The sequence below is a fragment of the Leptospira ellinghausenii genome (genome assembly GCF_003114815.1).
In the GTDB taxonomy this organism is placed as follows: Bacteria; Spirochaetota; Leptospiria; order Leptospirales; family Leptospiraceae; genus Leptospira_A; species Leptospira_A ellinghausenii.
On the sequence record NZ_BFAZ01000010.1, the window covers coordinates 154,777 to 179,641 of the forward strand.

General features: G+C 39.4%; 24 protein-coding genes. 16 read left to right on the top strand and 8 right to left on the bottom strand.

Annotated features, from left to right (window positions below; translation table 11 throughout):
* The first annotated feature begins 122 nt into the window (after window positions 1-122).
* The 12 genes from gltB (at window position 123) to DI076_RS17675 (ending at window position 15,459) form a co-directional block, all read left to right on the top strand.
* Window positions 123-4,700, top strand: a complete 4,578-nt coding sequence (gene gltB / locus DI076_RS17615) for a glutamate synthase large subunit (RefSeq protein ID WP_108961161.1) — start codon at window positions 123-125, stop codon at window positions 4,698-4,700.
* Complete coding sequence (locus DI076_RS17620) at window positions 4,693-6,135, top strand: glutamate synthase subunit beta (protein ID WP_108961162.1); 1,443 nt, start codon at window positions 4,693-4,695, stop codon at window positions 6,133-6,135. The genes gltB and DI076_RS17620 overlap by 8 nt, the downstream gene beginning before the upstream one ends.
* Window positions 6,136-6,349: 214 nt before the next feature.
* Window positions 6,350-7,318: an LA_0442/LA_0875 N-terminal domain-containing protein gene (locus DI076_RS17630; RefSeq protein WP_100727975.1), complete on the top strand. Its 969-nt coding sequence runs from the start codon at window positions 6,350-6,352 to the stop codon at window positions 7,316-7,318.
* Between the two features lie 189 nt (window positions 7,319-7,507).
* A complete protein-coding gene (gene ccoN, locus DI076_RS17635; RefSeq protein ID WP_108961164.1) occupies window positions 7,508-8,938 on the top strand; it encodes a cytochrome-c oxidase, cbb3-type subunit I in 1,431 nt (476 codons plus the stop codon).
* Window positions 8,938-9,633, top strand: a complete 696-nt coding sequence (gene ccoO, locus DI076_RS17640; protein ID WP_108961165.1) for a cytochrome-c oxidase, cbb3-type subunit II — start codon at window positions 8,938-8,940, stop codon at window positions 9,631-9,633. Before ccoN ends, ccoO begins: the two co-directional genes overlap by 1 nt.
* A 4-nt stretch (window positions 9,634-9,637) precedes the next feature.
* Window positions 9,638-9,787: a CcoQ/FixQ family Cbb3-type cytochrome c oxidase assembly chaperone gene (locus DI076_RS17645; RefSeq protein ID WP_100715964.1), complete on the top strand. Its 150-nt coding sequence runs from the start codon at window positions 9,638-9,640 to the stop codon at window positions 9,785-9,787.
* A gap of 5 nt (window positions 9,788-9,792) precedes the next feature.
* Complete coding sequence (locus tag DI076_RS17650; RefSeq protein WP_100715965.1) at window positions 9,793-10,323, top strand: c-type cytochrome; 531 nt, start codon at window positions 9,793-9,795, stop codon at window positions 10,321-10,323.
* Between the two features lie 2 nt (window positions 10,324-10,325).
* Window positions 10,326-11,645 carry a cytochrome c oxidase accessory protein CcoG gene (gene ccoG / locus DI076_RS17655; protein WP_108961166.1) on the top strand — a complete coding sequence of 440 codons (1,320 nt, stop codon included), beginning with the start codon at window positions 10,326-10,328 and terminating at the stop codon, window positions 11,643-11,645.
* Window positions 11,646-11,647: 2 nt separating this feature from the next.
* Window positions 11,648-12,136, top strand: coding sequence for a FixH family protein (locus DI076_RS17660; RefSeq protein ID WP_108961167.1), 489 nt, complete (start codon window positions 11,648-11,650; stop codon window positions 12,134-12,136).
* A complete protein-coding gene (locus tag DI076_RS17665) occupies window positions 12,133-14,595 on the top strand; it encodes a heavy metal translocating P-type ATPase (protein ID WP_108961168.1) in 2,463 nt (820 codons plus the stop codon). The genes DI076_RS17660 and DI076_RS17665 overlap by 4 nt, the downstream gene beginning before the upstream one ends.
* Window positions 14,577-14,792, top strand: a complete 216-nt coding sequence (locus tag DI076_RS17670) for a cbb3-type cytochrome oxidase assembly protein (RefSeq protein ID WP_108961169.1) — start codon at window positions 14,577-14,579, stop codon at window positions 14,790-14,792. The genes DI076_RS17665 and DI076_RS17670 overlap by 19 nt, the downstream gene beginning before the upstream one ends.
* Window positions 14,770-15,459 carry a sulfite exporter TauE/SafE family protein gene (locus DI076_RS17675; RefSeq protein ID WP_108961170.1) on the top strand — a complete coding sequence of 230 codons (690 nt, stop codon included), beginning with the start codon at window positions 14,770-14,772 and terminating at the stop codon, window positions 15,457-15,459. The genes DI076_RS17670 and DI076_RS17675 overlap by 23 nt, the downstream gene beginning before the upstream one ends.
* Before the next feature lie 3 nt (window positions 15,460-15,462).
* Here the strand turns inward: DI076_RS17675 and DI076_RS17680 are convergent, their stop codons facing one another.
* The 7 genes from DI076_RS17680 to DI076_RS17710 all read right to left on the bottom strand — a co-directional run bounded on the left by DI076_RS17680 (window position 15,463) and on the right by DI076_RS17710 (window position 18,750).
* Entirely contained in the window at window positions 15,463-15,789 is a 327-nt protein-coding gene (locus tag DI076_RS17680) for a hypothetical protein (RefSeq protein ID WP_245918554.1), read from the bottom strand.
* Between the two features lie 105 nt (window positions 15,790-15,894).
* Window positions 15,895-16,158, bottom strand: coding sequence for a hypothetical protein (locus DI076_RS17685; protein WP_108961171.1), 264 nt, complete (start codon window positions 16,156-16,158; stop codon window positions 15,895-15,897).
* Window positions 16,139-16,663, bottom strand: coding sequence for an RNA polymerase sigma factor (locus DI076_RS17690; RefSeq protein WP_108961172.1), 525 nt, complete (start codon window positions 16,661-16,663; stop codon window positions 16,139-16,141). Before DI076_RS17690 ends, DI076_RS17685 begins: the two co-directional genes overlap by 20 nt.
* Before the next feature lie 3 nt (window positions 16,664-16,666).
* Complete coding sequence (locus tag DI076_RS17695; protein ID WP_108961173.1) at window positions 16,667-17,119, bottom strand: Spy/CpxP family protein refolding chaperone; 453 nt, start codon at window positions 17,117-17,119, stop codon at window positions 16,667-16,669.
* A 93-nt stretch (window positions 17,120-17,212) separates the two neighbouring features.
* Window positions 17,213-17,593, bottom strand: a complete 381-nt coding sequence (locus DI076_RS17700; RefSeq protein ID WP_108961174.1) for a TIGR04452 family lipoprotein — start codon at window positions 17,591-17,593, stop codon at window positions 17,213-17,215.
* A gap of 91 nt (window positions 17,594-17,684) precedes the next feature.
* A complete protein-coding gene (locus DI076_RS17705) occupies window positions 17,685-18,365 on the bottom strand; it encodes an SH3 domain-containing protein (RefSeq protein ID WP_108961175.1) in 681 nt (226 codons plus the stop codon).
* Between the two features lie 37 nt (window positions 18,366-18,402).
* Window positions 18,403-18,750 carry a hypothetical protein gene (locus DI076_RS17710; protein WP_439957317.1) on the bottom strand — a complete coding sequence of 116 codons (348 nt, stop codon included), beginning with the start codon at window positions 18,748-18,750 and terminating at the stop codon, window positions 18,403-18,405.
* A gap of 71 nt (window positions 18,751-18,821) precedes the next feature.
* Here DI076_RS17710 and DI076_RS17715 point away from each other — a divergent pair, with 71 nt between their 5' ends.
* The 3 genes from DI076_RS17715 to DI076_RS17725 all read left to right on the top strand — a co-directional run bounded on the left by DI076_RS17715 (window position 18,822) and on the right by DI076_RS17725 (window position 21,367).
* Window positions 18,822-20,228 carry an aspartate ammonia-lyase gene (locus tag DI076_RS17715; protein ID WP_108961177.1) on the top strand — a complete coding sequence of 469 codons (1,407 nt, stop codon included), beginning with the start codon at window positions 18,822-18,824 and terminating at the stop codon, window positions 20,226-20,228.
* Window positions 20,229-20,302: 74 nt separating this feature from the next.
* On the top strand, window positions 20,303-20,686 hold the full coding sequence (locus DI076_RS17720) for a response regulator (protein ID WP_167396552.1): 384 nt from the start codon (window positions 20,303-20,305) through the stop codon (window positions 20,684-20,686).
* Window positions 20,687-20,740: 54 nt separating this feature from the next.
* On the top strand, window positions 20,741-21,367 hold the full coding sequence (locus DI076_RS17725; RefSeq protein ID WP_108961179.1) for a lytic transglycosylase domain-containing protein: 627 nt from the start codon (window positions 20,741-20,743) through the stop codon (window positions 21,365-21,367).
* Window positions 21,368-21,376: 9 nt separating this feature from the next.
* Here the strand turns inward: DI076_RS17725 and DI076_RS17730 are convergent, their stop codons facing one another.
* Window positions 21,377-22,708 carry a hypothetical protein gene (locus tag DI076_RS17730; protein ID WP_108961180.1) on the bottom strand — a complete coding sequence of 444 codons (1,332 nt, stop codon included), beginning with the start codon at window positions 22,706-22,708 and terminating at the stop codon, window positions 21,377-21,379.
* A gap of 101 nt (window positions 22,709-22,809) precedes the next feature.
* Between DI076_RS17730 and DI076_RS17735 the strand changes: the two genes are divergently transcribed.
* Window positions 22,810-24,828 (top strand): protein meaA, encoded by a 2,019-nt coding sequence (locus DI076_RS17735; RefSeq protein WP_108961181.1) that lies wholly within the window; start codon window positions 22,810-22,812, stop codon window positions 24,826-24,828.
* Window positions 24,829-24,865: the final 37 nt, after the last annotated feature.

The window sequence follows — 24,865 nt, forward strand, 5'->3', positions numbered from 1 at the left end:
ATAGACATTTTTATGGCTTTAGTTTTGCCTAAAAATAAATCATTTTGCTGAAAACAAAATAATTGGACAGTACACCCAAATTCTAAAACAAGGTACAGTAATTGCTTTAGAGTAGGGTACGTATGTCAAAATCCAACCAACCACCCATCCTTCCGCCACTCGGCCCACAGGCCCAAGGTATGTATGATCCTGCCATGGACAAAGACTCCTGTGGTGTTGGTTTTATCGCAAACTATAAGGGCAAACGTTCCCGTGACATCGTAGACAAAGGCATCCGCCTCATGTGTAACCTCGAACACCGAGGAGCCGAAGGTGCGGATCCAAAAACGGGAGACGGTGCAGGGATTATGATCAACCTGCCAGATGCTTTTTTCCGCAAAAACCTACCCTTCACCCTTCCTAAAGAAGGTGATTATGCTGTTGGATTTTTATTTTTACCTCAAAATGCGGAAGTGAGAGCGGCCGTTGAAAACGTGATCGAAAAGATCATCATCGACGAAGGGGAAGAATTCCTTGGGTTTCGTGATGTTCCAGTTAACAAAGAATATGCGGGAGTGGTTGCCTCCAAAACCATTCCTGTATTCAAACAAGTGTTCATCGGGAAAAAATCCAAAAAAATCAAAACTTCTGATGATTTTGAAAGAAAACTATTCCTTATCAGACGACTCATTGATAGACGAATTCGTGCGGAACTAAAACTCGATCGTTCCCAATACTACGTACCAAGTTTTTCTTCTAGAACCATCGTATACAAAGGGATGTTACTTGGTGACCAAGTTAAAAAATTCTACGAAGACCTAAAGTCACCCGACCTTACTTCGGCGTTCTGTTTGACTCACACCAGATTTTCGACAAACACCTTCCCAACTTGGGATTTGGCTCACCCTTACCGACAAATTGCTCACAATGGTGAGATTAATACATTACGTGGGAACATGAACTGGATGGCAGCCCGCCAAATGGTCATGCAATCTCCGTTATATGGTGATGAACTAAAAAGAATGCTTCCGATCGTCATGGAAGGCCAATCAGATACGGCAACATTTGATACTGTCCTTGAACTACTTGTGATGGGTGGAAGGTCTTTACCTCACTCAGTGATGATGATGATCCCAGAAGCTTGGTCAAAAAATAAAGCTATGGATGCCGACAGACGCGCGTTCTACGAATACCATGCCACATTTATGGAACCATGGGATGGTCCTGCTGCGATTGCTTTTACTGATGGAAGGATTATTGGTGCCACTCTTGACCGGAATGGTTTAAGACCTGCTCGTTATATCGTTACCAAAGATGATGAAGTGATCATGTCTTCCGAAGCGGGAGTACTCAATTTACCACCAGAAGAAGTCCTTGTCCAAGACAGACTTCGCCCAGGAAGGATGCTTCTCATCGATATGGAGAAAGGACAAATCCTTGACGATGAAGAAATCAAAAAACAAATCTCTACCCAAAAACCATACCGCAAATGGGTAGAAGACAATATGATTCGATTGGGTTCTCTACCTGACCCTGAGAACGTAAAACAACCACAACACGAAACCATTTTAGAAAGACAAAGAGCATTTGGATACACACACGAAGACGTGTTTACCCTCATCAAACCGATGGGAGTTTCAGGGGAAGAACCAGTCGGTTCCATGGGAGTGGATTCCTCTCTTGCTGTCCTCAGTGAAAAACCACAACCTCTCTTCCGTTACTTCAAACAAAACTTTGCCCAAGTAACAAACCCACCGATTGACCCTATCCGTGAAGAATTGGTGATGGAACTCACAACTTACATTGGTCCGGAAGGCAACCTTCTTTCGGAAGAACCAGAACATGCTCACAGGCTAGAGTTGGAACACCCAATTCTTACAAACGAAGATTTTGAAAAGATCAAACAAATCAGTGAAGGGCATTTTAAAGCAAAAACCTTTGATATCCTTTTTGATCCTTCCAAAAAACATGATATGCGTAACTCACTCGATAGAGTGTGCGCGGATGCAGCAAAAGCGATCAGGGAACAAGGGGTAAACCTCATCATCCTCACTGACCATGCAGTGGGAGAAAAAAAGGCAGCCATTCCTTCCTTACTCGCAGTCGCTGGACTCCACCACTACCTCATCCGAGAAGGACTCCGTACAAAAGCAGGGATTGTTTTGGAATCTGGAGAACCAAGAGAAGTGGCTCACTTCGCTTTGTTATGCGGATATGGTGCCAATGCCATCAACCCATATTTAGCATTCGAAACCATTGCTGATTTGTCTCTTCAAGGACTTTTACCAGAAGTACCGAATTACAAAGATGCAAAGAAAAAATACATCAAATCCATTGGAAAAGGACTCTTCAAAGTATTCTCTAAAATGGGGATTTCCACATTACAATCGTATTGCGGTGCTCAAATTTTTGAAGCTGTAGGACTTGATTCCGAACTTGTGAACACGTATTTTGCGGGAACACAATCCAGAATTGAAGGACTTTCTCTTGAGATGTTGGAAGAAGAAACTGTCAGAAGGCACAAAGCAGCTTATGACCCAACTTTTTTCCCTAACAACTTAGAACCTGGTGGAGTTCATTATTACCGTAAAAATGGAGATAGCCATCTTTACACTCCGATCACAGTTCATAAATTACAAAAGGCAACACAAGAAAACGATTACAAAACGTTCAAAGAGTTTTCTGCTCTCATCGATAACCAAAACGAAAGAGCGATCACACTTAGAAGTTTGTTCCAATTGGACTTTGAAGGATCAAAGGCAATTCCAATTGAAGAAGTGGAATCGGTAAAATCCATTCTCAAACGTTTCCAAACAGGAGCGATGAGCCATGGTTCTATTTCTTGGGAAGCACATACAACTCTTGCCATTGCCATGAACCGCATTGGAGCAAAATCCAATACGGGAGAAGGTGGAGAAGACCCAGTTCGTTTCAAAACCCTCCCAAATGGAGATAGCATGCGTTCGGCGATCAAACAGGTTGCTTCCGCAAGGTTTGGTGTGACAATGGAATACCTCACGAATGCAGATGACATCCAAATCAAGATGGCACAGGGCGCAAAACCAGGAGAAGGTGGACAGTTACCAGGGCACAAGGTAGACAAATACATTGGATGGTTACGTTACTCAACTCCAGGTGTAACACTCATCTCCCCTCCTCCTCACCATGATATTTATTCGATTGAAGACTTAAAACAGCTCATCTTCGATTTAAAAAACTCAAACCCAAGAGCTCGTATCTCTGTAAAACTAGTTTCAGAATCGGGAGTGGGAACAGTGGCAGCAGGGGTTGCAAAAGCACATGCAGACCATATCCTCATCGCAGGTCACGAAGGGGGAACGGGAGCAAGTCCTATTTCTTCCATCCACCATGCAGGAACACCTTGGGAACTTGGACTTTCGGAAACCCACCAAACACTCGTTGCAAACGGTTTACGTGACCGCGTGTATCTAGCAGTGGATGGAAAACTCCTCACAGGAAAAGACGTAGTTGTGGGAGCCCTCCTCGGCGCTGAAGAGTTTGGATTTTCCACTTCTGCACTGGTATCTGTTGGCTGTATTATGATGCGTAAATGCCATCTCAATACATGCCCAGTGGGAGTTGCAACTCAAGATGAATTTTTAAGAAGTAAGTTCACAGGAAAACCTGAGTATGTTGTGAACTTTATGACCTTTGTTGCGGAAGAAGTACGTGAGATCATGGCAAAACTTGGTTTCAGAACTTTCGAAGAAATGATTGGCCAAGTGGAAAAAATCAAATTCAAACGACCTCACCACCATTGGAAAGCTCGTGGACTTGACTTTAGCAAAGTGCTCCATAGACCAAACCCTGTATTCCCTACAGGACTCTATCGTGCTAAAGAACAAAACCACCACTTGGATGAACAGATTGATAACGAACTCATTCGTAAGTCCCTTGCGGCGATTGATCACAAACAACCTGTGAAAATCCAAACATCCATTGTGAACTTAAACCGTTCTGTCGGAACGATGCTCAGCCACGAAGTCACTAAAAAATACGGAGTGGATGGTCTTTCTGAAGATACAATCGACATTGAGTTTACTGGAACCGCAGGACAGTCGTTTGGTGCATTTGTTACGAAAGGTATGACACTTCGCCTGGTGGGTGAAGGAAATGACTATGTAGGAAAAGGACTTTGTGGTGGAAAACTCATCTTCCAAACTCCTAAAAATGCTCCTTACAAAGCAGAGGAAAACATCGTTATCGGTAACACATGTTTCATCGGTGCCACTAGTGGACATGCTTATGTAAACGGTATGGCCGGTGAACGTTTCTGTGTGAGAAACTCAGGAGCTCATGTCATCGTGGAAGGAACTGGTGACCATGGTTGTGAATACATGACCGGGGGACGAGTGATCATCTTAGGTGAGATTGGTCGTAACTTTGCTGCGGGTATGTCAGGTGGAATTGCTTACCTCTGGGATCCAAAGAAAAACAAAGAAGCTCTCATCAACAAGGAAATGGTCGACTTAGATCCGTTAACTGATGCATCAGAAATTGCAGAAGTTAAAAAAATGGTAGAAGACCATAAAAAATACACTGGGTCCAAACGTGCAGAAGAAGTTCTAAACAATTGGAATGAAGTCGTAAAACAAATGATCAAAGTAATTCCGAGAGATTATAAAAAAGCCTTAGAAAAAATGGCTTCGGAAAATGGATCGGAAAAACAAAAAACAGAGGGGGTAACAACTCGTGGGTAAACCAACAGGATTTTTAGAATTTAAAAAAGAATACCTTCAAAAGATTGATCCGAAGGAAAGAGTTAAAAACTATAAAGAGTTTGAAAAACCTTTTCCTGAGGTTGTTGCCAAAGACCAAGGAGCTCGTTGTATGGACTGCGGGATTCCGTTTTGCCATGGCGACACTGGTTGCCCTGTGGACAACCTCATCCCTGAATTCAATGACTTTGTTTACCGAGGTCGCTGGAAAGAAGCTTGGGAAAATCTTTCGAAAACGAATAACTTCCCTGAGTTTACGGGAAGGTTATGCCCTGCTCCATGTGAGTCTGCTTGTACCCTTGGGATCATTGAACCACCAGTATCCATCAAGTCCATTGAACGAACCATCATCGACCGTGCTTGGGAAGAAGGATGGGTCATCCCGCAATCTCCTGTTTCTAAATCAGGCAAAAAAGTAGCAGTTGTCGGATCGGGACCAGCTGGTCTTGCCGCAGGACAACAGTTAGCTCGTGCAGGTCACACAGTCACTATCTTCGAAAAAAATGATCGGATTGGTGGCCTACTCCGTTACGGAATTCCAGATTTTAAAATGGAAAAAAGACACATCGACCGCCGAATGAAACAAATGGAAGCGGAAGGTGTTACTTTCAAAACCAATGTGAATGTTGGGGTTGATATTACCGCAAAACAATTATTAGATGATTTTGATGCAGTTGTCCTTGCTTGTGGATCCGAAGTGCCAAGAGACCTGCCTGTAGAAGGTAGAAATCACAAAGGAATCCATTTTGCGATGGAGTTTTTGACTAAAAACAACAAACACGTTGCGGGTGATGCGATTGATATCATCAATGCAAAAGACAAACATGTGATTGTGATTGGTGGTGGTGATACAGGATCTGACTGTGTTGGAACATCCAACAGGCATGGTGCAAAGTCCGTCACACAAATTGAATTATTCCCTGAACCTCCTAAGGAAAGAGACAAGTCCACTCCTTGGCCTTTGTATCCAAAGATGTACCGAACATCCACTTCTCATGAAGAAGGTGTGAATCGCAAATGGGCAGTTTCGACAATGGGATTTAAAGCCAATGAGAAAGGTGAAGTCACTGCCATTTACGGATCGGAAGTCAAAGAAGAAAACGGAAAGTTCGTCCCAGTACCTGGAACCGAATTCGAATGGCCTGCTGACCTTGTTTTTTTAGCCATGGGATTTGTGAACCCTGTGAAAGAAGGTTTGCTTGCTGATCTACAAAAAGAAGGGTTAGAACTGGATGCCAGAGGGAATGTCAAAGCAGAATTTGGCACAAAAGCCGGATCATTTGCAACCTCAGTTCAAAAAGTCTATGCTTGCGGAGACGTAAGACGAGGACAATCCCTGATTGTATGGGCGATTTCGGAAGGAAGAAAGTGTGCAGACCAAGTGCACCATTTTTTGACTTCAGAAGTAGACGCTTAAATTTTCAACAACCACACTTAAGATCCACATTTGGAGCAAACTTTCTCGTAACAGGGATAATTTGTTTCCAATTGTGGATTCTGATTCATCTTCTCTTTTGCAAAAAAATTCTTGCCTAACTTCCAAATCGATAAAATCATAGGAGAGATTAATTGGAACGTAGCAAGTAACACTATAAAAATTGTTAAGTAATATTCCAACATTCGAGACTCCCTTGAAACTAATTGTAAAACAAATCTTAAAAATCGCAACACTTTTGGTACTCCTATCAACCAACGTTTCTGCAGAGAACATTCTCCTCAAAAAAGGAGGAACTATCAAAGGGAAAGTTGTAGAACAAGACCAATACAAGCTTAAAATCAGAAAAGAAGATGGAACTACTGTTGTTCTCAATAAAACTGAAATTTTAAAGGTCGTTTATAAAGACCAACTAACAGCTGCAGAAGAAGATAAACTCAGAAAAGCAGAAGAAGAAAAAGAACGTATCAAACGAGAAAAAGAAGAAGCAGCAAGACTCAAAAAAGAGCAGGAAGAAGCAGCTCGTTTGGAAAAAGAAAACGCTAAAAACAATGCGATCCTAGAAGCAGAAGCAAAACGAAAACAAGAAGAAGACGCAAGACTTGCGGAAGCAGAAAAGAAAAATCTAACACGAGCAGGGGCAACATGGCGATCTGCTGTTCTCCCAGGATGGGGACAGTGGAAACAAGGAAGAAAGGTGCAAGCAATTGTTTACCCATCAATCATTGCCATTGGACTCTTTTTTACGTATGACAAACACCGCATGTATCTCAATGCAAAAAGAGATTATAATAATTTAGATAATCCTTATACAACAAACGGACTGATCCGTGCTGCTTTCACACCACAAACCGCTGCTGTTTCACCTGGAGAGGCAGTGGTTGCAAGCCAACTTGGACCTTTTAAGGGCCAAAGAGAATCTGTAGAAAGACACTACCAAGAAATGCAGTACATTGGGATTGCCACCTTACTTGCGTATGCTTGGAACATCTTTGATGCTTATTACTTCCACCCAACAGGTTCTGGTCTCAGTATGGATGATACTAGAAAGGAAAAGTTTTTCCTCCATTCGACTGTAGATAGAGTTGGATACCACCCAACAGCCATTGCTGGGGACAGAGGCATAGAACATCGTACACAATTAGGTTACGAAGTCACCTTCTAACCAGAATTATACTAACTTTAACCTTCCTTAAATTTTAGATCAATTCTAAATCTCAAGTCCATCCTTGACAAAAATCAAGGGTGGAACATAGTCTCGCTTTCCTGTTTTTCTTTCTTTTCTTCGTCTTCTTTGTATAAAGGATTAAGTTCTCTAAAGAAATAGAACTGATAAAGATTAAGGAGAGAAACATTGGCTACGGAAAAAACTCAATATGACGATTTTATCGTAAAAGGGTTTATCATTTCAGCGTTAGTCTGGGGCGTTGCATCAATGACATTTGGTGTCATCATTGCCTTCCAACTTGTGTATCCACAGCTGAATTTGGAATTACCTTGGACGAGCTTCGGAAGGTTACGACCATTACATACCAATGCTGCCATTTTTGGTTTTGCATTGAGCGTAATCTTCGCCACTGCTTATCATACAGTACAAAGACTTTGTCGCACAAGAATGTGGAACGACACTCTTTCCAAACTGCATTTGGCATTATACAATCTATCAATTGTTTTAGCTGCGATCACATTACCACTCGGTTACAGCCAATCAAAAGAATATGCTGAATTAGAATGGCCTATCGACTTACTCATAGTTGTATGGTATGTAATCTTTTTTGCAAACTACCTCATGACGGTACTCAAACGAAAAGAAGAACAAATGTATGTTGCCATTTGGTTTTACATTGCTTCCTTCGTGACAGTTCCCCTACTCTTCATTGTGAATAACATCGTAATCCCTGCAGGATTCTTAAAATCGTATTCGGTTTATGCAGGAGTATTTGATGCCAACATCCAATGGTGGTATGGTCACAATGCGGTGGCATTTGTTCTCACAACTCCATTTTTGGGACTTATGTACTATTACCTCCCAAAACACATCAAACAACCAATTTACTCACATAGACTCTCCATCATTCACTTTTGGTCTCTCATCTTTATTTACATTTGGGCAGGTCCTCACCACTTATTGTATTCACCAATCCCTGAGTGGCTACAAACAACTGGTATGGTATTTTCCATCATGTTATGGATGCCGTCTTGGGGAGGTATGTTAAATGGATTTTTAACACTCACACAAGCCAAAGACAAAATCAAAGTGGATGCAACCCTTAAAATGATGTTAGCTGCCGTAACATTTTATGGTATGTCAACATTCGAAGGACCACTTCTTTCCATCCGTGCCGTTTCTGCTTTAGGTCACAACACAGACTGGATCATTGGTCACGTTCACTCTGGGACTTTAGGTTGGGTTGGTTTTATGTCAGCTGCTGCCTTGTATTACTTAGTCCCTAGACTTTGGAATGCAAACCTCTACAGTGAAAAACTTGCGAATGCACATTTTTGGCTCGGTACGCTTGGTATCCTACTCTACATCATTTCCATGTGGGTATCTGGGATCACAGAAGGATCAATGTGGAGAGCTGTAGGTGAAAACGGTGAACTCGTTTATAAAGATTGGGTTGAGATCGTTGAGTTCTTAAAACCATTCCGTTTATTCCGAGCGATTGGAGGAACACTCTATCTGACAGGGATTATCCTTATGGTGTATAACTTTATCAAAACCATTCAAAACAAAGACAGTGGTTTTGTGGAACAAGACTTACGTATAGGAGTGAAATCATAATGTTTGGTTTTAACAAATTCTTAGATTGGTTTTCAGAAATTGCTGACCGTTGGGATACAAAAGGTGTTAAGTTTACAATTTATACAACCATTGCAGTTGTGATTGGTGGACTTTTTGAACTCATCCCTCCGTTTTTCCTAACCAAAACAGTTACTCCGATTTCCACTGTAAAACCATATTCAGCATTGGAGTTGGCAGGTCGTGATACTTACCAAAGAGAAGGTTGTATTGGTTGTCATACACAAATGGTTCGTCCTTTTAAATGGGAAGTGGATCGTTTTGATCCAACTAAATCGTATGGAAGAAATGGTTATTCCAAAGGTGGAGAGTTTGTTTACGACCATCCATTCCTTTGGGGTTCAAAACGTACGGGACCTGACTTAGCACACGAGTCACAAATGTTACGATCAAATGAGTGGCATAAAAACCACCTCATCAACCCAAGAACCGTAGGTGGTGTACCAAACTCCATTATGCCAGCCTATCCATGGTTATTCGAAGAGTCACACAAAGTAGATGTCGAACAAGTTGTTGCGAACATGAAAGCATTACGATCCATCGGGGTACCATATTCCGAAGAGGATTTAGCAAATGCTCCATCACTTCTCAAAGATAAAACTGAGGGAGATGCACTTGTAGCTTATTTGCAAAAACTAGGACGTGACTCTGCAGAGTTACAAAAAGGGATGAAGTAGAGTCATGAATGACGCCGACCTTCTCTTAATTTATAAAAGTTTGCGATTGCCGATCCTTGTGATCGCAATTGCATACATCACCTACTACGTTTATAAAAAACGCAGTAAAGAAGAAATGGAAAAACCCAAGTATCGAATGCTTGAGGAGGATTAATACGAATGAAAGAACCAAAAGAAGTAGACGGAATCTTCCAAGCCGACAATCCAATGCCACCTTGGTGGAAATTAGTATGGCTCATCAGTATCATCGTATCCATCGGTTATGTTGTATACTTTCACTGGTACTCCGATTGGCCACAAGATGTTGCTTTCGAAAAAGAAGTGGCGGAACACGAAACTAAGTTTCCAACAAAACAAGTTGTTGTAGCAAATCCAGAGGATGGCTCAAATCCATACCGCGATGATGCTGTTGCGATTAAAGAAGGTGAGAGCACTTACAAACAAATTTGCTCAGCTTGCCACGGACCAACTGCAGAAGGTGCGGTAGGACCAAGTTTGGTTGATAAAGATTGGATTCATGGAAATACTGATAAAGAAGTATTTAATAACATCATGAAAGGAATTGGACCAGATAGACAAAAACTCAACCGAGGTGGTATGCCAGCTTGGGAAGGTTTAGGTGCTGAGAAAGTATATGCTGTTATGGCGTGGCTTGCAACAAAGAACAGTAGTTTGGTAAAGGCAAAATAAAGATGATCATATCAAGACCCCAATCAGGAAAAGTAAGGACACGAAGAAATATCGTCATGAGTTTTCTCGTGGGATTATTTTTAGTCGCACCTTGGGTAGTGTTACCAGAAGGTAGCCCTCTCATCCGACTGGACATTCCCAAAAGGATGTTTCACTTGTTTGGTGGTCTTTTTATCCCACAAGAAGGACTAATTTTATGGTTTTTCCTTCTGACGATGGGATTATCACTTTTCTTTTTTACATCCGTCATTGGACGTGTCTGGTGCGGATGGGGTTGCCCCCAAACCATTTATACCGACTTATTCGATCGAATTGGTCGGTTTGTTTTAGATTCTAAATATGGAAAAAAAGACGCATCCATTGTAGGAAAATACACGGTGTATTTTATATGGATCGTAGTCTCATTTATTGCTTCCTTTCACTGGATTGCGTATTTTGTTAGCCCCTATGAAATGTTAGCTGATTATATGAGTTTTTCCGCATTTTCCGAAACCTATTTTTATTTTACCTTATTTTTTACCGCAGCGATGTTCATTGATATCGGGTTTATCAGGGAACAATTTTGTCGTTATGCATGCCCTTATGCAAGATTCCAAACCCTTCTTATGGATGAACATTCCTGGAATGTAACTTACGATTTCAAACGTGGTGAACCTCGTCGTGATGGAAAAACCAAAATCGGAGACTGCATTGCTTGTAATATGTGTGTGGTAGTTTGCCCAACAGGAATTGATATCCGTGATGGCTTACAAGTAGGTTGTGTTGCCTGCGGGAAATGTGTGGATGCATGTACATCCATCATGGCAAAAGAAAACAAAAAAACCTTAATCGGATATTTTTCACTCAAACAAATTGAAACTGGCGATAAAATCAAATGGGTTCGACCACGGACAGTGGTGTATGCGATTTTATTAGGTGTGGTTCTCACAGGGGCAAGTATCCAACTTCTCACAAGAATTCCAATGTCAATGATTGCCGCTTCGAATAAATCGATGCCCCCGATTCTCATTCCTGATAATAAAATCAGAGCCTTCGTAGCCCTCAGAATCCAAAATATTGCACCTGTCGAAAAAGAATTCCAACTTACTGCTTTTGATACGAGGCATGGAAAGGAAATCCTCATTCGTTCAGGTGAAGAAAATAATCAATTCACTTTAGGTTCCGGAGAAATCAAAAGTATTTCCGTTGTATTGGAAACACAAACTCTCTCCGAACAAGAATTAAACGAAGGGTATTTACCTGGTTCCATCGTTTTAAAAAACATACAAGATCCAGATGAAAAACTAGAGAAAAAACTATCACTGTCTCTACCAAGGAAATAATTATGTTCAAAGACTTACACCCTAGTTTACGCAATGCAATGTATGTGGTTTTATTTAGCTTTACTGGACTTGTGGCAGCAACCTTTTATACGATACGCCTTACTTACAAACATTTTGAGCCAGTCATGGACAAAAACTATTATGAAATCGGTTTGAATTATGAAAAGGCAATTGAAAATCAAAAAGAACTGATCAAACAAGGCTACAAATTATCTACCAATTGGGACAAAACAACAATACTTCCTCTTGGTGATTTAGAATTAACGGTTACTTTAAATCAAAACGAATCAATTGTGAAGGCAGATTCAGTTTATGTCATACTGGAACGAAATGCAACTACCAAAAACACAACTCGATATGATTTAAAACCATCAGATTTCACTTTCACTGGAAAAATTCCATTAAAAGAATCAGGTACTTGGAACATGAGGCTGATTGCAAATATCAGCGGAAAATCCTTTGAAAGAGAAGGTAAAATCATAGTTAAATGAAAGAAACAACATCACAAAACACAACAACGGAATGTGACCACTGCGGTAATCCCATTCGTTTGGTTCGTATCGAATCCAAATTGGGAGACGATACAAAGGTTTTCTGTTGTGAAGGTTGTGAAACTGTTTATTCCATTATACATTCATTAGGTGGTAGTTATTATTATAACCTAAAAGGAAATACTAAACTCAGCCCCGTTGAAATCGAAGAAAACGAATCAGAGATTGAGAATGAGTTGGTATACCAAAAGTTTGTAAGGCCCTCCGGAGAATTTTCGGAAGTTTCAATCCAGATCACAAACATCCATTGTTCTGCCTGCGTCTGGATCAATGAAAAAGTTTTGAATGAAGAAGAAGGAATCCTATCTGCTCAAATCAATTTTGCTTCTGGGCGTGCAAGAATCCGATTTGATAAATCTAAGATTAAAATTTCACGTATCCTTTCCCTAATCCGTGCGATTGGTTATAAACCGATTTTATTCTCCCCTACCGAAGGGAATTTACAAAAGTCAAAACAACTTAAGAACTTATTACTTCGCATTGGTGTGGCCGGTTTTTGTTTTGGGAATATCATGATTCTAAGTGTTGCATTGTATTCTGGATACTTCACTGGAATTGATCTCAATCTCAAACGTATGTTTCACTATGCTTCTTGGGTTTTTGCAACACCTGCCTACTTGTATTCTGGGTTTCCTTTTATGTCGGGATTTTTAACAAGTATTAGAAGGCGAACTCTCTCCATGGACTTCCTTCTATTTTTAGGAATTTCGATGGCTTATTTTTATTCTGTTTTTGTCACATTAACTGACAAAGGAGAAGTGTATTTTGATTCCGTAGCGATGATTTATTTCTTTATTTTAATAGGGAAATACTTTGAAGAAAAGGCAAGGGTATTTGCTTCGGATAAATTAGAATCCATCCTTTGTAAACTTCCAGAAACTTCAGTTCGTATCAGTGAAGATGTTGAAACTACAATCCCGAGCAGTGAAATTAGGTTAGGTGATAAAATCCAAGTAGCACCTGGTAAACGTATCCCTGTGGATGCAATTTTATTATCAAAGGAAACCTATGTTGATGAATCATTTTTAACAGGGGAATCTGTCCCGATTCGAAAACAAACAGGAGATTCCATTCTTGCTGGTTCCCTCACAATGGACAATCCAGCTCTCATCCTAGCTAATTCTGATTACCATGCATCCACATTGTCTTCGCTGAAACTGCGTTTAGAGGAAGCACTGCACTTAAAACCAAAAATCCAAATCCTAACGGAAAGAATTGCATCTTATTTTATTTCAGTCGTTTTCCTATTGGCATTTGTTTGTTTTGGAGTCTGGATGTTTGTCACGAATGGCAATCTAGAACAGAGTTTGGTCACAACGATATCTGTTCTGATTGTTGCCTGTCCATGTGCCTTAGGAATCTCAGTTCCCACTGCCCTCGTCACAAATCATATTTTAAATGCTGAAAAAGGTGTACTGTTAAAAAATCCGTCCGTTGTGGAAACTTTAGCAAAGGCAAATACAATTTATTTGGACAAAACAGGAACACTCACGGAAGGGAAATTCCTTGTTCGTTTGGTTACTGTTTCAGAGGAACACCTACCATTTGTTTATCGAATCGAAAAGGAAATTAACCATCCCTTAGCCAAATCTCTTGTAAGGTATCTTTCCCCTTTCCATTTGGTGAAGGAAAAAGCAAAAGAAATGGAACTTCTCCATATACAGAATATCCCAGGACAAGGTGTCAAAGGAACTATCCTTTGGATGGGTAACGAACATTCGGTTCTCATTGGAAACCAAGCTCTTCTCAAAGACCAAAACATAAAAATTGATTCCCATACTGATAAAGAAGGCTCTATCATCTACGTTGCCATTGACAGTAAAATGTTAGGGCAATTTGTACTGGCAGATGAAGTGAGGTTAGGTGCTCATTCATTTGTGACTTTACTGAAACAAATGATACCTAAAATAGCAATCCTTTCTGGTGATCGTTTCCCGGCGGTAAAGTCCATTGCAAATACATTAGGGATCCAACAGTTTTATTCAGACCTTTCACCCGAAGAAAAAGCAAATATCATCCAAGATTCACAAAACAAAGGCAATGTGGTCATTATGGTGGGTGATGGAATCAACGACAGTTTGTCTTTGGCTAGGGCAAATGTTTCCATTTCGCATACGGAAGCTGAAGATATGTCACTCGAAAAATCGGACGTCGTACTTACTTCTGGAAATTTAAACGGACTCATTCATTCTTTACTATCTGCCAAAAAAACAAAAGAAGTCATATTACAAAACATTATCATTTCTTTCTGTTACAATTCGATTATGTTACCACTTGCTATGTTTGGTTTGATGTTACCTGTAATCTGTGCCGTATTTATGGCTTGTTCTAGTTTGACAGTTCTCATTAATTCGTTATCAATACGCATAAGGATCCCCAAATGGAAGCCCTCTATTTAACTATTCCCATGGCAATGTGTATTGCTGGTTTCTTTTTATATGTATTTGTTTTGGCATTCCGAAAAGGTCAATTCGAAGACATTGAGTCACCTAAATATAGAATGTTTTTTGAAGAAGAATACCCTGTTCAATCAAAAGTGGAACCCTCTTTAACAAAAACAGAAGACAAACAAAATGGACCAACTGACAAATCTTAGCTTTTTTGCTTCTATCATTCTTTATGGATTACTGAGTAGTTTTCACTGTGCTTTGATGTGTGGACCGTTTATTTCTCTCCTGCAAACATCGAAACCATCCAAACAAATCCCTGTGATTCTCTATCATGTAGGCCGAATGGTATCGTATTCCTTTTTAGGAATTGTGTTAGGATTGATGGGCAAAGGAGCTAACGCAATAGGAGAACTCAAGTCCATCCAAAGCATTGCAGGAACTTTTACATTTGTCCTGTTACTCTTTTTTTTGATACGAATGCTTTTCCTTCCTACAAATTCCAAATTTGGAACATTACCAAAAGGGATTTCCAATATTTTACAAAAAATCCGTGAAAAGACAAATCTGAATGGTTTAGGGTTTGGAATTGGAATTCTCAGTGCTCTCCTACCCTGTGGTGTTTTATACCCAGCATATGCTGCATCGTTTGCAACAGGAAGTGCAGTGACAGGGGGGATTGTGATGTTTTGTTTTTATCTAGGTACAATCCCAATGCTTACAGGCTTAAGTGTTGTTATGGGGAAAATTCGAAACTACATTCAACCCAAGTGGATTCCAGTTTTTGGCACCGTGATCATTCTCACTTCACTTGGGTTTTTACTCTTCCGTTTGTTCTTTCATGCCCACTCGGAGTCTTGTGATCATTTGATCTAAAAGTTATGCCCTTCCTCGAAAGTATTTTTCTTTGAAGTGACTGACAACACTTGGATTGATTTTTGTTTCGATCGCACTTCCAATCACAGCGATGAGTTTTTTGGCTAAAACACGGTCATGGTTGGCTAACCATCGGCGGTATTCCATATTTAGACCCGATTCACCCACCAGGATCACTTCATTTGGTGAATCTAAAGTTTTGGTAATCTCTGCAAAATCCCATTTATCGGTTTCTTTCAATTTTTCCCAGGACTTTGATTCCATGTGATCTGATTCTAACTTGATCATCTCAATTCGTTTTTTGTTTAGGTAGAGAATGCAAGCGTTCATTTTATATTGTTCCTTATCAAATTATGACGAAACAATTGAATTAAATATACCTAATTCTTCAGTAAGATGCCTCCAAATTGTACTGATATTTGTCAATGACATATATCAATCAAAACTCAAACTCACAATCGATTCAGAACTTAGTTCTTCTACCAAATAACTCATGTTACTGATCATTTCGTTGGGTTCAATGACCCATTGGTGGAACGTAAACGATACCAAAATGATAAAACTTAGCCCAAACGAGACAACTAGGTTTCGATTCTTTCGTTGTGCTTGCACCTTGGTTTCTATTTTACGAACAATACGCGATTCAAAATCAGAATCATTCAATAATTCTTCCCATCTTTTATGATTCTTGGAATTCATTTTTCACTCCTGGCAACGATTTTCGAATCCATTCTTTTGTGCGAAACAATCTAGATTTTACGGTTCCCTCTTTGATGTTGAGTTCGTTTGCAATTTCGTCCATTGTTTTGCCTGATAAATACAAACGTACTGTCTTTTGGTAAACTTCTGGGATTTTTAGTAAGGTAGATTCAATCCATTCTTGTTTTAAAATGGAGTGATTCTCATCTGATTGGAATAAGTTCGATTTGTTTTTTTGTAAATATCGTTTTGCTTTTTCTTCTTCTCGTAAACGTTTTTCGTTCATACGTAAGGCTTCATTTTTTGCAATTGTGTAGATCCAAGTGGAAAGCTTAGATCGACCATCAAATCCACCTTTTTCGAGGGACTTAAAAACACGAAAATACACTTCCTGAACTACATCCTCAGTGGCATCGTCAAAACGATCGATGAGTGTGTCACCGATCGTTTTTAAAACCAAGTATTTGGTTTCTTTGACTACAGATTCGAAGTCAAAATTTGCCATGTTTTACTCTTCAGGTGATTGGTGACGAGATGCAAATTTTTCAACGAGTTCCGCAAATTTTTCCCTTTGTTCTGGTTTTAGAACCGCATGGAACTCAACAAGTTTTGTTTGGAAAAACTTACGCATTTCTTGGTGGCGTGTTTCTCTTTCTAGACTCATTTTGTCGAGATACTTGGTATCAATTTTTTCAGAACGAATCTGAGTTGCCAATTCTTTAGCCCAAGATTCATGTTTTGGTTTCATCTCCTTGTGTTTGGCGATGAGTTCTGCTTTGATACTTTCTAGTTTTGCTTTCTGAGCATCGTCCAAATCTAATTTTGAAGTGAGTTTGGATGTTACCCATTCGATACGTTTTTCAAAGTCTTTGTGACCACGGCAATTTCCAAAGGCAAACGCCATAACCGAAACAAGACCAAGGGTCGTTGTGATTTTGAGAGCTTTTTTAAAAGAGATCATAAAACCTTCCTTTTTTGTTTTGAGAATATGACCCGGAAGGTTTTGAAATGGTTCCCTGCCCTAAAAAAAAGAGCAGGGAAAAGATTGCTAGATTTAAAGGCTAGGGAACGGATCTCCCGTTACGTAACCGTCTGATTTCAAATCTTGGCAAGAAATGATATTTGTGATTAAAGATCCAAGAACAAATCCTTTGAATCCAGTAATCTCATCAACGCATTTATCTACATCCGCTTTTACATAGTATTTATCTGATTCAATATTTGCAATATCTCCCGCCAAAAGAGAGAGGATTGAAATAGACGCTCTTCCAGCTAAAAGAGTGGAATTGACTAGGTCTGTTTGAATGGCTGCATCAGTGATTCTACCTGCAGCGACAGAACCCTTTTCCCTATCAATTGTTGCACCAAGTGGATTTAAAACCAAACAGTTGGTGAGTGAAAGTGCAATAGCACCTAAAAGCAATTTTTTTAACATAGTGAATCCTTTTACGATTGTTTGTTCTTATTTGTAAACCTATGTTTCGAATATCAAGAAAAAACTATTGGATTTGATAATTTAACAGCTATCAATCGCCAACAATGAATGTTGTTAGATACCATTGCCCATTCTTTTTTTCGAAAAAAGCTCTGTAGTCGAGAGGACTACGGATGAATCGATCACAAACAAATCCGGCTTTTCCCTGAGGTGTACAAATCTTTTTCCAATTACAATTACTTTCCTTCTCCAATCGCCTTCCATCCAAATCATCAGCTTCGGACTTCACAATTTGGTAACTGAGTTGGGCAATCACCTTTGATTCTTTTGATGCATCCTCTCTTACATTTACGTTTTTTCCAATGATGAGGTAATGTGAAAAGGGATCATAATCACTTGGGAATGTTTCAAAAAAATAAGGAGCAACCATTTGGCCTTCTGCATTTTGACGTAAACCTAACTGGATTGTATCATTCATTAAATTCCAAAAATCGGAATCATTTGGTTTTTCTGTCAGTTGGAATGATTTTAAAAAATCTTTTTTGCCAGTTTCTGGACCAAATGTAAAATGAATGTCTTTGTCCAAAAAAGATTCTAAGGATTTTCGATCTTTTGATTTTAAGGTTTTTAAAAATTTGCCTTTGAATTCCGAAAAACTTTTGTCTTTCGATGAATGGTCGATAGGTGACAAAACTTTTGTAACAAAAGGTTCACATGGCAGAAGGACCATAGGAAAAAGGAAAAAACAGAAAATGGGAATGTACTTCAACATATACTTGGCAATAAATTTACTAAATTGAGTCGAAGAATCAATTCTTTTTCGTCACGGATTGGTAGGAATTACATTGTTTGGTAAGCCCCAAATTGTCACGAATCTCTTCTAATGTACGTTTTTTGCGTTTTAACTCACACACTTTCAAAAACAATTCTTGGTATTCTTTGTCCAATTTTTCGCCTTCTTCATCTTCTTCAGTGAGAACAAGTTTTGCAATTTCAGGACAACTCCGATCTGAATCAGGTAAAAGTTGGAATATCGTTTTGATTGTTTCTTCTTTTTGTTTGCAAGTTACTTCCAGGTTTGTCTTTTCAATACCAAATAAAAAGATCGTAGAAAATGGAAGGCTAAAGTAAATAAATAGGAATGTGAATTTCTTCATGCAGAACATAAATCTTCTTCCCAATTCTTTTTGGTCTAGTATCTTTCGTACTCAATTGGAGAAATTCTGAAATGACAGAAACAAATTTTCGGATGGAACATGACCTACTCGGTGAACGAGAAATTCCTAAGGATGTTTATTGGGGTATCCACACATTAAGAGCACTTGAAAATTATCCCATCACGGGGAAGTCCATTGGCACGTATCCTGATTTGGTATGTGCCCTTGCCCATATCAAAAAAGCTTCTGCTTTGGCAAATTTACAATTAGGTCTACTCCCTTCCGAAAAATCAAAATGGATCGTGGAAGCTTGTGATCAAATTTTAAACGGCAAATTCCATTCGGAATTTGTAGTGGATGTCATCCAAGGTGGTGCAGGAACTTCTACGAATATGAATGCCAATGAAGTGATTACAAACATTGCTTTAGAATTAGCAGGCCATCCCAAGGGTGATTACACAATGATCCACCCACTCAATGATGTCAATATGTCACAAAGTACAAATGATGTATATCCTTCCTCGATCAAATTGGCTGCTGTATTTTCCATCATTGGACTACTTTCTGCTTTAGAAAGTTTGCAGGTATCGTTTCGAAAAAAATCTAATGAATTCAAAGATATTTTAAAAATCGGAAGAACTCAGTTACAAGATGCAGTGCCAATGACATTGGGACAAGAATTCTCAACTTACGAAGTTATGTTAGGAGAGGACATTTCGAGATTGAAGGAAGCAACTTCCCTCATAGGCGAAATTAATTTAGGAGCTACTGCAATCGGTACAGGAATCAATACTGACATTCGTTATTCGAAGATTGTAACCGAAATCCTGGCAAAACAAACTGGATTTGATTTAAATGCAGCTCCGAATTTGATCGAAGCAACACAGGATACCGGTGCATTTGTACAATTATCTGGTGTCTTAAAACGGATTGCTACCAAACTTTCAAAGGTATGTAATGATTTACGATTACTCTCAAGTGGCCCACAAGGTGGATTTAACGAAATCAATTTACCAGCAAAGGCTGCGGGTTCCTCCATCATGCCAGGCAAAGTGAATCCCATCATCCCAGAAGTGGTCAATCAAATTGCCTTTGAAGTGATTGGGAATGATATCACAATCACTATGGCGGCAGAAGCAGGACAATTACAATTGAATGCATTTGAGCCAATCATTGCCCATAGTTTATTCAAAAGCATTGAGCACCTAACAGCCGGTTGTAAGACTTTGGAAACTAACTGTGTTTCAGGAATCACTGCAAACCGAAAAATTCTAGAATCCAGAGTCAAAACATCAGCAGGTCTTGCAACTGCACTAAATCCATACATTGGGTATGAAAATGCAACCTTAGTCGCAAAACGTGCTCTTGCCGAAAATCGTTCTGTGGAATCAATCGTCCTTGAACTTGGATTCTTAGAAGAGAAAAAACTAAAAGAAATACTAAGGCCAGAAGTTTTAACCTCTCCTCATTCCTTGTAAAGAGTGGTTTTATCATTTTATTGGTTGCTTCTTTTCCAGAAATCGATAGTTTCTGAGAGAAGTTTTCCAGAATCATGAGCCAAATTTCCAAAGTATTTTTGATTGAAGATGATGTTGTTACAACTTTCCTCATCAAAACCCTAATGGAAAAACTATCGTTTGCTTCTGAAATTTTCACTTACCCGAATGGAGCAGAAGCACTCACTGCCTTACAGTCTTCGGAACAACTACCCGAACTTTTGTTTTTAGATTTGAATATGCCGATCATGGATGGTTGGCAGTTTTTGGATACAATCCAAACGATCACACCCATCTCACAAATCCCGATTTACATTCTCACATCCTCCATAGATCCTTCCGACAAATCCAAAAGTTTGTCCTTTCCCAATGTGAAAGGTTACCTTGTGAAACCACTGGGCGCAAAAGACTTACACCAAATCCAAACTTCCAGATTTTAATAAGAGACATAATTTTTTACTTCAGTTTTCCAAATTTCGACCGAAGGGAATGATGTGAAACTCACTGATATCCCGTCTGTTTCGTCTGTCCTAGGCCGAATGGAATCTTTGTCCCAAATGGCAAAGAATCCTAGTACCCTTGTCTCCTTCCCTGATCTATTAGAAAAGGAATGGAACAAACAAAATGGGGCAAAACAAACGAGTGAGACAAATCCCGTTTCGAATGACTCGATCCAACTTCCTTTTCCTGATACAGCGAAATCCTTGGAGCCTTCTCTTTCACGAGGCCCCAAACAAACGGGGGATCTCATTGGTACCATCGAATCCATTGCAGAAGCTCAAGGGATGGATCCAAATTTAGTGAAGGCTATGGTAAAAGCAGAATCTGGATTTAAAACGAAAGCAGTTTCTCCCAAAGGGGCAATGGGCCTCATGCAACTAATGCCCGAGACAGCAGAAAGTTTGGGTGTAAAGGACCCTTTTGATCCAGAAGAAAACATTACTGGTGGTGTAAAATTCTTAAAAGGTCTCATGAAAGAATTTAAGGATCCAGAAAAGGCAATTGCCGCTTACAATGCAGGTCCTGGTGCTGTGAAACGATACAAAGGCATTCCACCATATGAAGAAACAAAACAATATGTTTCTAAGGTGAAACGATTTTATAAAGACTTTAGTTCTTAATCCGAAGTTTTAGTAAAAACTCAAATAACCAAACTTTTTTTGTAATCCTGCTGTATATTCGTCAAACGGGCGCTTTGCGGGAATATTCATCCACGATTCTTCTATCTTCTTAGAGATAAAACTTAGGTTTTTTTCATTTTTAATTCTATCGAAGGTAGTTTTTTGAATGAGGACATCGTCTTCGCTCAATGGAACAATCCCAATCGACCGATTCGATTTTCGGAACAATCCAGATTTTTGCACTAATTGGATGTCTTGGTTCCATATCCCTTCTACATATAAAAAGGATTTATCAGGAATCACTGTTTCTTTTAAATATTTAGTTTTGGTTCCTGTTTGGAAATACAAAGCAAAGGAAAACTCTTTTGGTAAATAAATAGGATCTGATTTTAGTACAAGAGCCTGACCAAATGATTTGGTTAAATTTTTGGTTTGAGTATCCCACGGTTCCTTGGCAGAAGAACGCAAATCCTTAAAGATAAAATACACGGAAACAAGGATTGAAATGCCTAAGACAACAGAAGCTGTAATTGTATTCAGTTCTTTTTCTGTTTTTAATAATATATGTCCAATCCCAATGGTTAACATAGGAAGTAATATCATCAGTGCTATTTGGTACCAAGTTTTGAAAAGAAAACTGATCGATTTTTCTCCAAAAAAATTGGAGTAAGAGAAAAAGATAAGTGAGATGACAAAAAAAGCTAAGTATCCAAGTAAAAATAAAAACGGAACATTTTTTTTCTTATAAAAAACTGATGTTTTTTGTGCTGCTTTTCTAGAACCACGAATCCCCGTGAAGATCACAAAGAATGTGAAACCCAAATAGAACATGATAAAACTAGAGAAAAAGGCAAGAAGTGTGAATGTTGGAAAAATCAGTAAGTCTGTCATCTTTTCTAATCGAAATGTCAAAAAGACAAGTAACAAAAATACCAAACAAAGTGTTTCTGTGAAATAGGAAGTTGGGAATCCGTAGGAAAATGGTAAAAAGGCAGCAAGATAAACCACAAAATAGTGATTTCGTTTCCATTCTACATTTCTGAGTAACAACAAAAATAGATGTAAAAACAAACTATAAAATAAGCCAGCTAACGCAATGAAGGATGGAATGTAATTGCTACCAAAGATTTTTTTCCAAGTGACTACAAACCAAAAAGCAAGAGGTTCTCTTGCAGAAATGAGTCCCCCCTCCTCCGTTGCAGCTTTGGCATTTGCCAAAAACTCCCATTCTGTTTCTGTCGTCGGGAAAGGTCTAAAATATGAGAACAACGCATAACCCAAACTTAAGAGTAAGATGCTAAAAATGAATGGAATTGGTGAAAAAGGTTTAGGTTCGCGCATCTTGGAAAAGGCTTAAATTGCCTAGTCCTGTATAAATTTTTAGGTGAAAATATTCCAGAAGATTTTCAATTATACATAGAAATTATAAAACGAGGCAAAGAATGTCCGCCGAAAAAAAAGATTACCTTCTCGTTGACGAGAATGGACAGGGAAAACCTGACAAACCATGGATTTTTAGGACCTATGCAGGGCACACCAACGCAAAAGCCTCCAATGAGTTGTACAGAAAGAACCTTTCTAAAGGCCAAACAGGGCTTTCCATTGCATTTGATCTACCCACACAGTGTGGTTATAGCTCCGACCACGAAGTCTCAAGGCCTGAAATCGGAAAAGTGGGAGTTCCTATCAACTCACTTGAAGATTTCCGCATTTTATTTGACCAAATCCCAATCGAGGAGATGAACACATCGATGACCATCAATGGAACCTCTATGTGGCTCTTGTCGCTTTATGTGGCACTTGCGGAAGAACGTGGAGTTCCCCTCGAAAAACTAAACGGAACTACTCAAAACGATCTCATCAAAGAATACCTGGCACGAGGAACTTACATTTATCCACCAAAAGACTCGATGAAAATCATCGTGGATATGTATGAATACTGTCTGCACAATATTCCAAAGTGGAACCCCTCTAACATCTGTTCTTATCACTTACAAGAAGCAGGTGCAACACCTGTACAAGAACTTTCCTTTGCTCTTGCAACAGCGATTGCAGTGTTAGATGCCATTAAAGAAAGAAACTGTTTTACAGAGGATGAATTCGAACAGTGTGTGGGAAGGATTTCCTTTTTTGTCAACGCTGGGATTCGTTTTGTAGAAGAGATGTGCAAAATGCGTGCCTTCACAGAAATGTGGGAAGAGATCACAAAAGAACGTTACGGTGTCAAAAATGCTAAGTACAGAGTGTTCCGATATGGAGTACAAGTAAACTCGCTTGGTCTCACAGAAGAACAACCAGAAAACAATGCATGGAGAATCCTGATCGAAGCGTTGGGTGTGACTTTATCTCGTAACGCAAGGTGCCGTGCTTTACAATTACCAGCATGGAACGAAGCTCTTTCCCTTCCAAGACCTTGGGACCAACAATGGTCACTTCGTTTGCAACAAGTCTTAGCGTATGAAACCGATCTTTTAGAATACCCAGATATTTTTGAAGGTTCAAAAGTCATTGAAGGAAAAGTAAAAGCCCTAAAAGAACAAGCCAAATTAGAAATCCAAAAAATTCTCGATATGGGCGGTGCTCTTGTTGCCATTGAAAACGGTTATATGAAATCACAACTTGTGAAATCGCAAACCGAAAGGCTTTCCAAAATCAATTCCAATGAACTTGTGATCGTTGGTAAAAACAAATGGACTGACGGAATCAAATCTCCACTTATGACTGACTCTGACGGTGGTATTTTCAAAGTTGATCCTAAATCCGCTGAACAAACATTAGGTGTGTTGGCAGAAGCAAAAAGTCGACGAAATGCAGAACTTGCTAAAAAATCTTTAGAAGAACTCAAACAAGCAGCAAAAGATGGAAAAAATCTTATGCCATATTCCATTGCATGTGCAAAAGCACTTGTGACTACAGGAGAATGGGCAGACGCTCTTCGCGAAGTGTATGGCGAATACAACCCACCAACTGGTGTAGATGGACAAAAACTTTTTCTCTCCGATGATAAAGTAGCCACTGTTCGTGGAAAAGTTGAGGCCTTCACAAAAGCCCATGGACATAGACCAAAAATTGTAGTGGGAAAACCGGGACTTGATGGACACTCCAATGGTGCGGAAATGATTGCAGTCTCTGCAAAACACAGTGGATTTGATGTGATTTACTCTGGGATACGACTCTCTCCAGAGGAAATTGTACAATCTGCGGTGGAAGAAAATGCAAATGTGATTGGACTTTCCATTCTTTCTGGTTCCCATAAAGAAATCGCAAAACATCTATTTGATGAACTTGCTCACTACAAAGCAAACATCCCAGTTGTGATTGGTGGGATCATCCCAGAATCCGATTTTGAAGAATTGAAAAAAATGGGAATCCGCGAGATCTTTACTCCAAAAGATTATGATTTGATGTCGATCATGAACAAGATCATCGATATCATTTCAGTTGAACCAGCCCTGGTTTAACCACGAGATCCAACTACCTCCACTATAATTCGAAGTG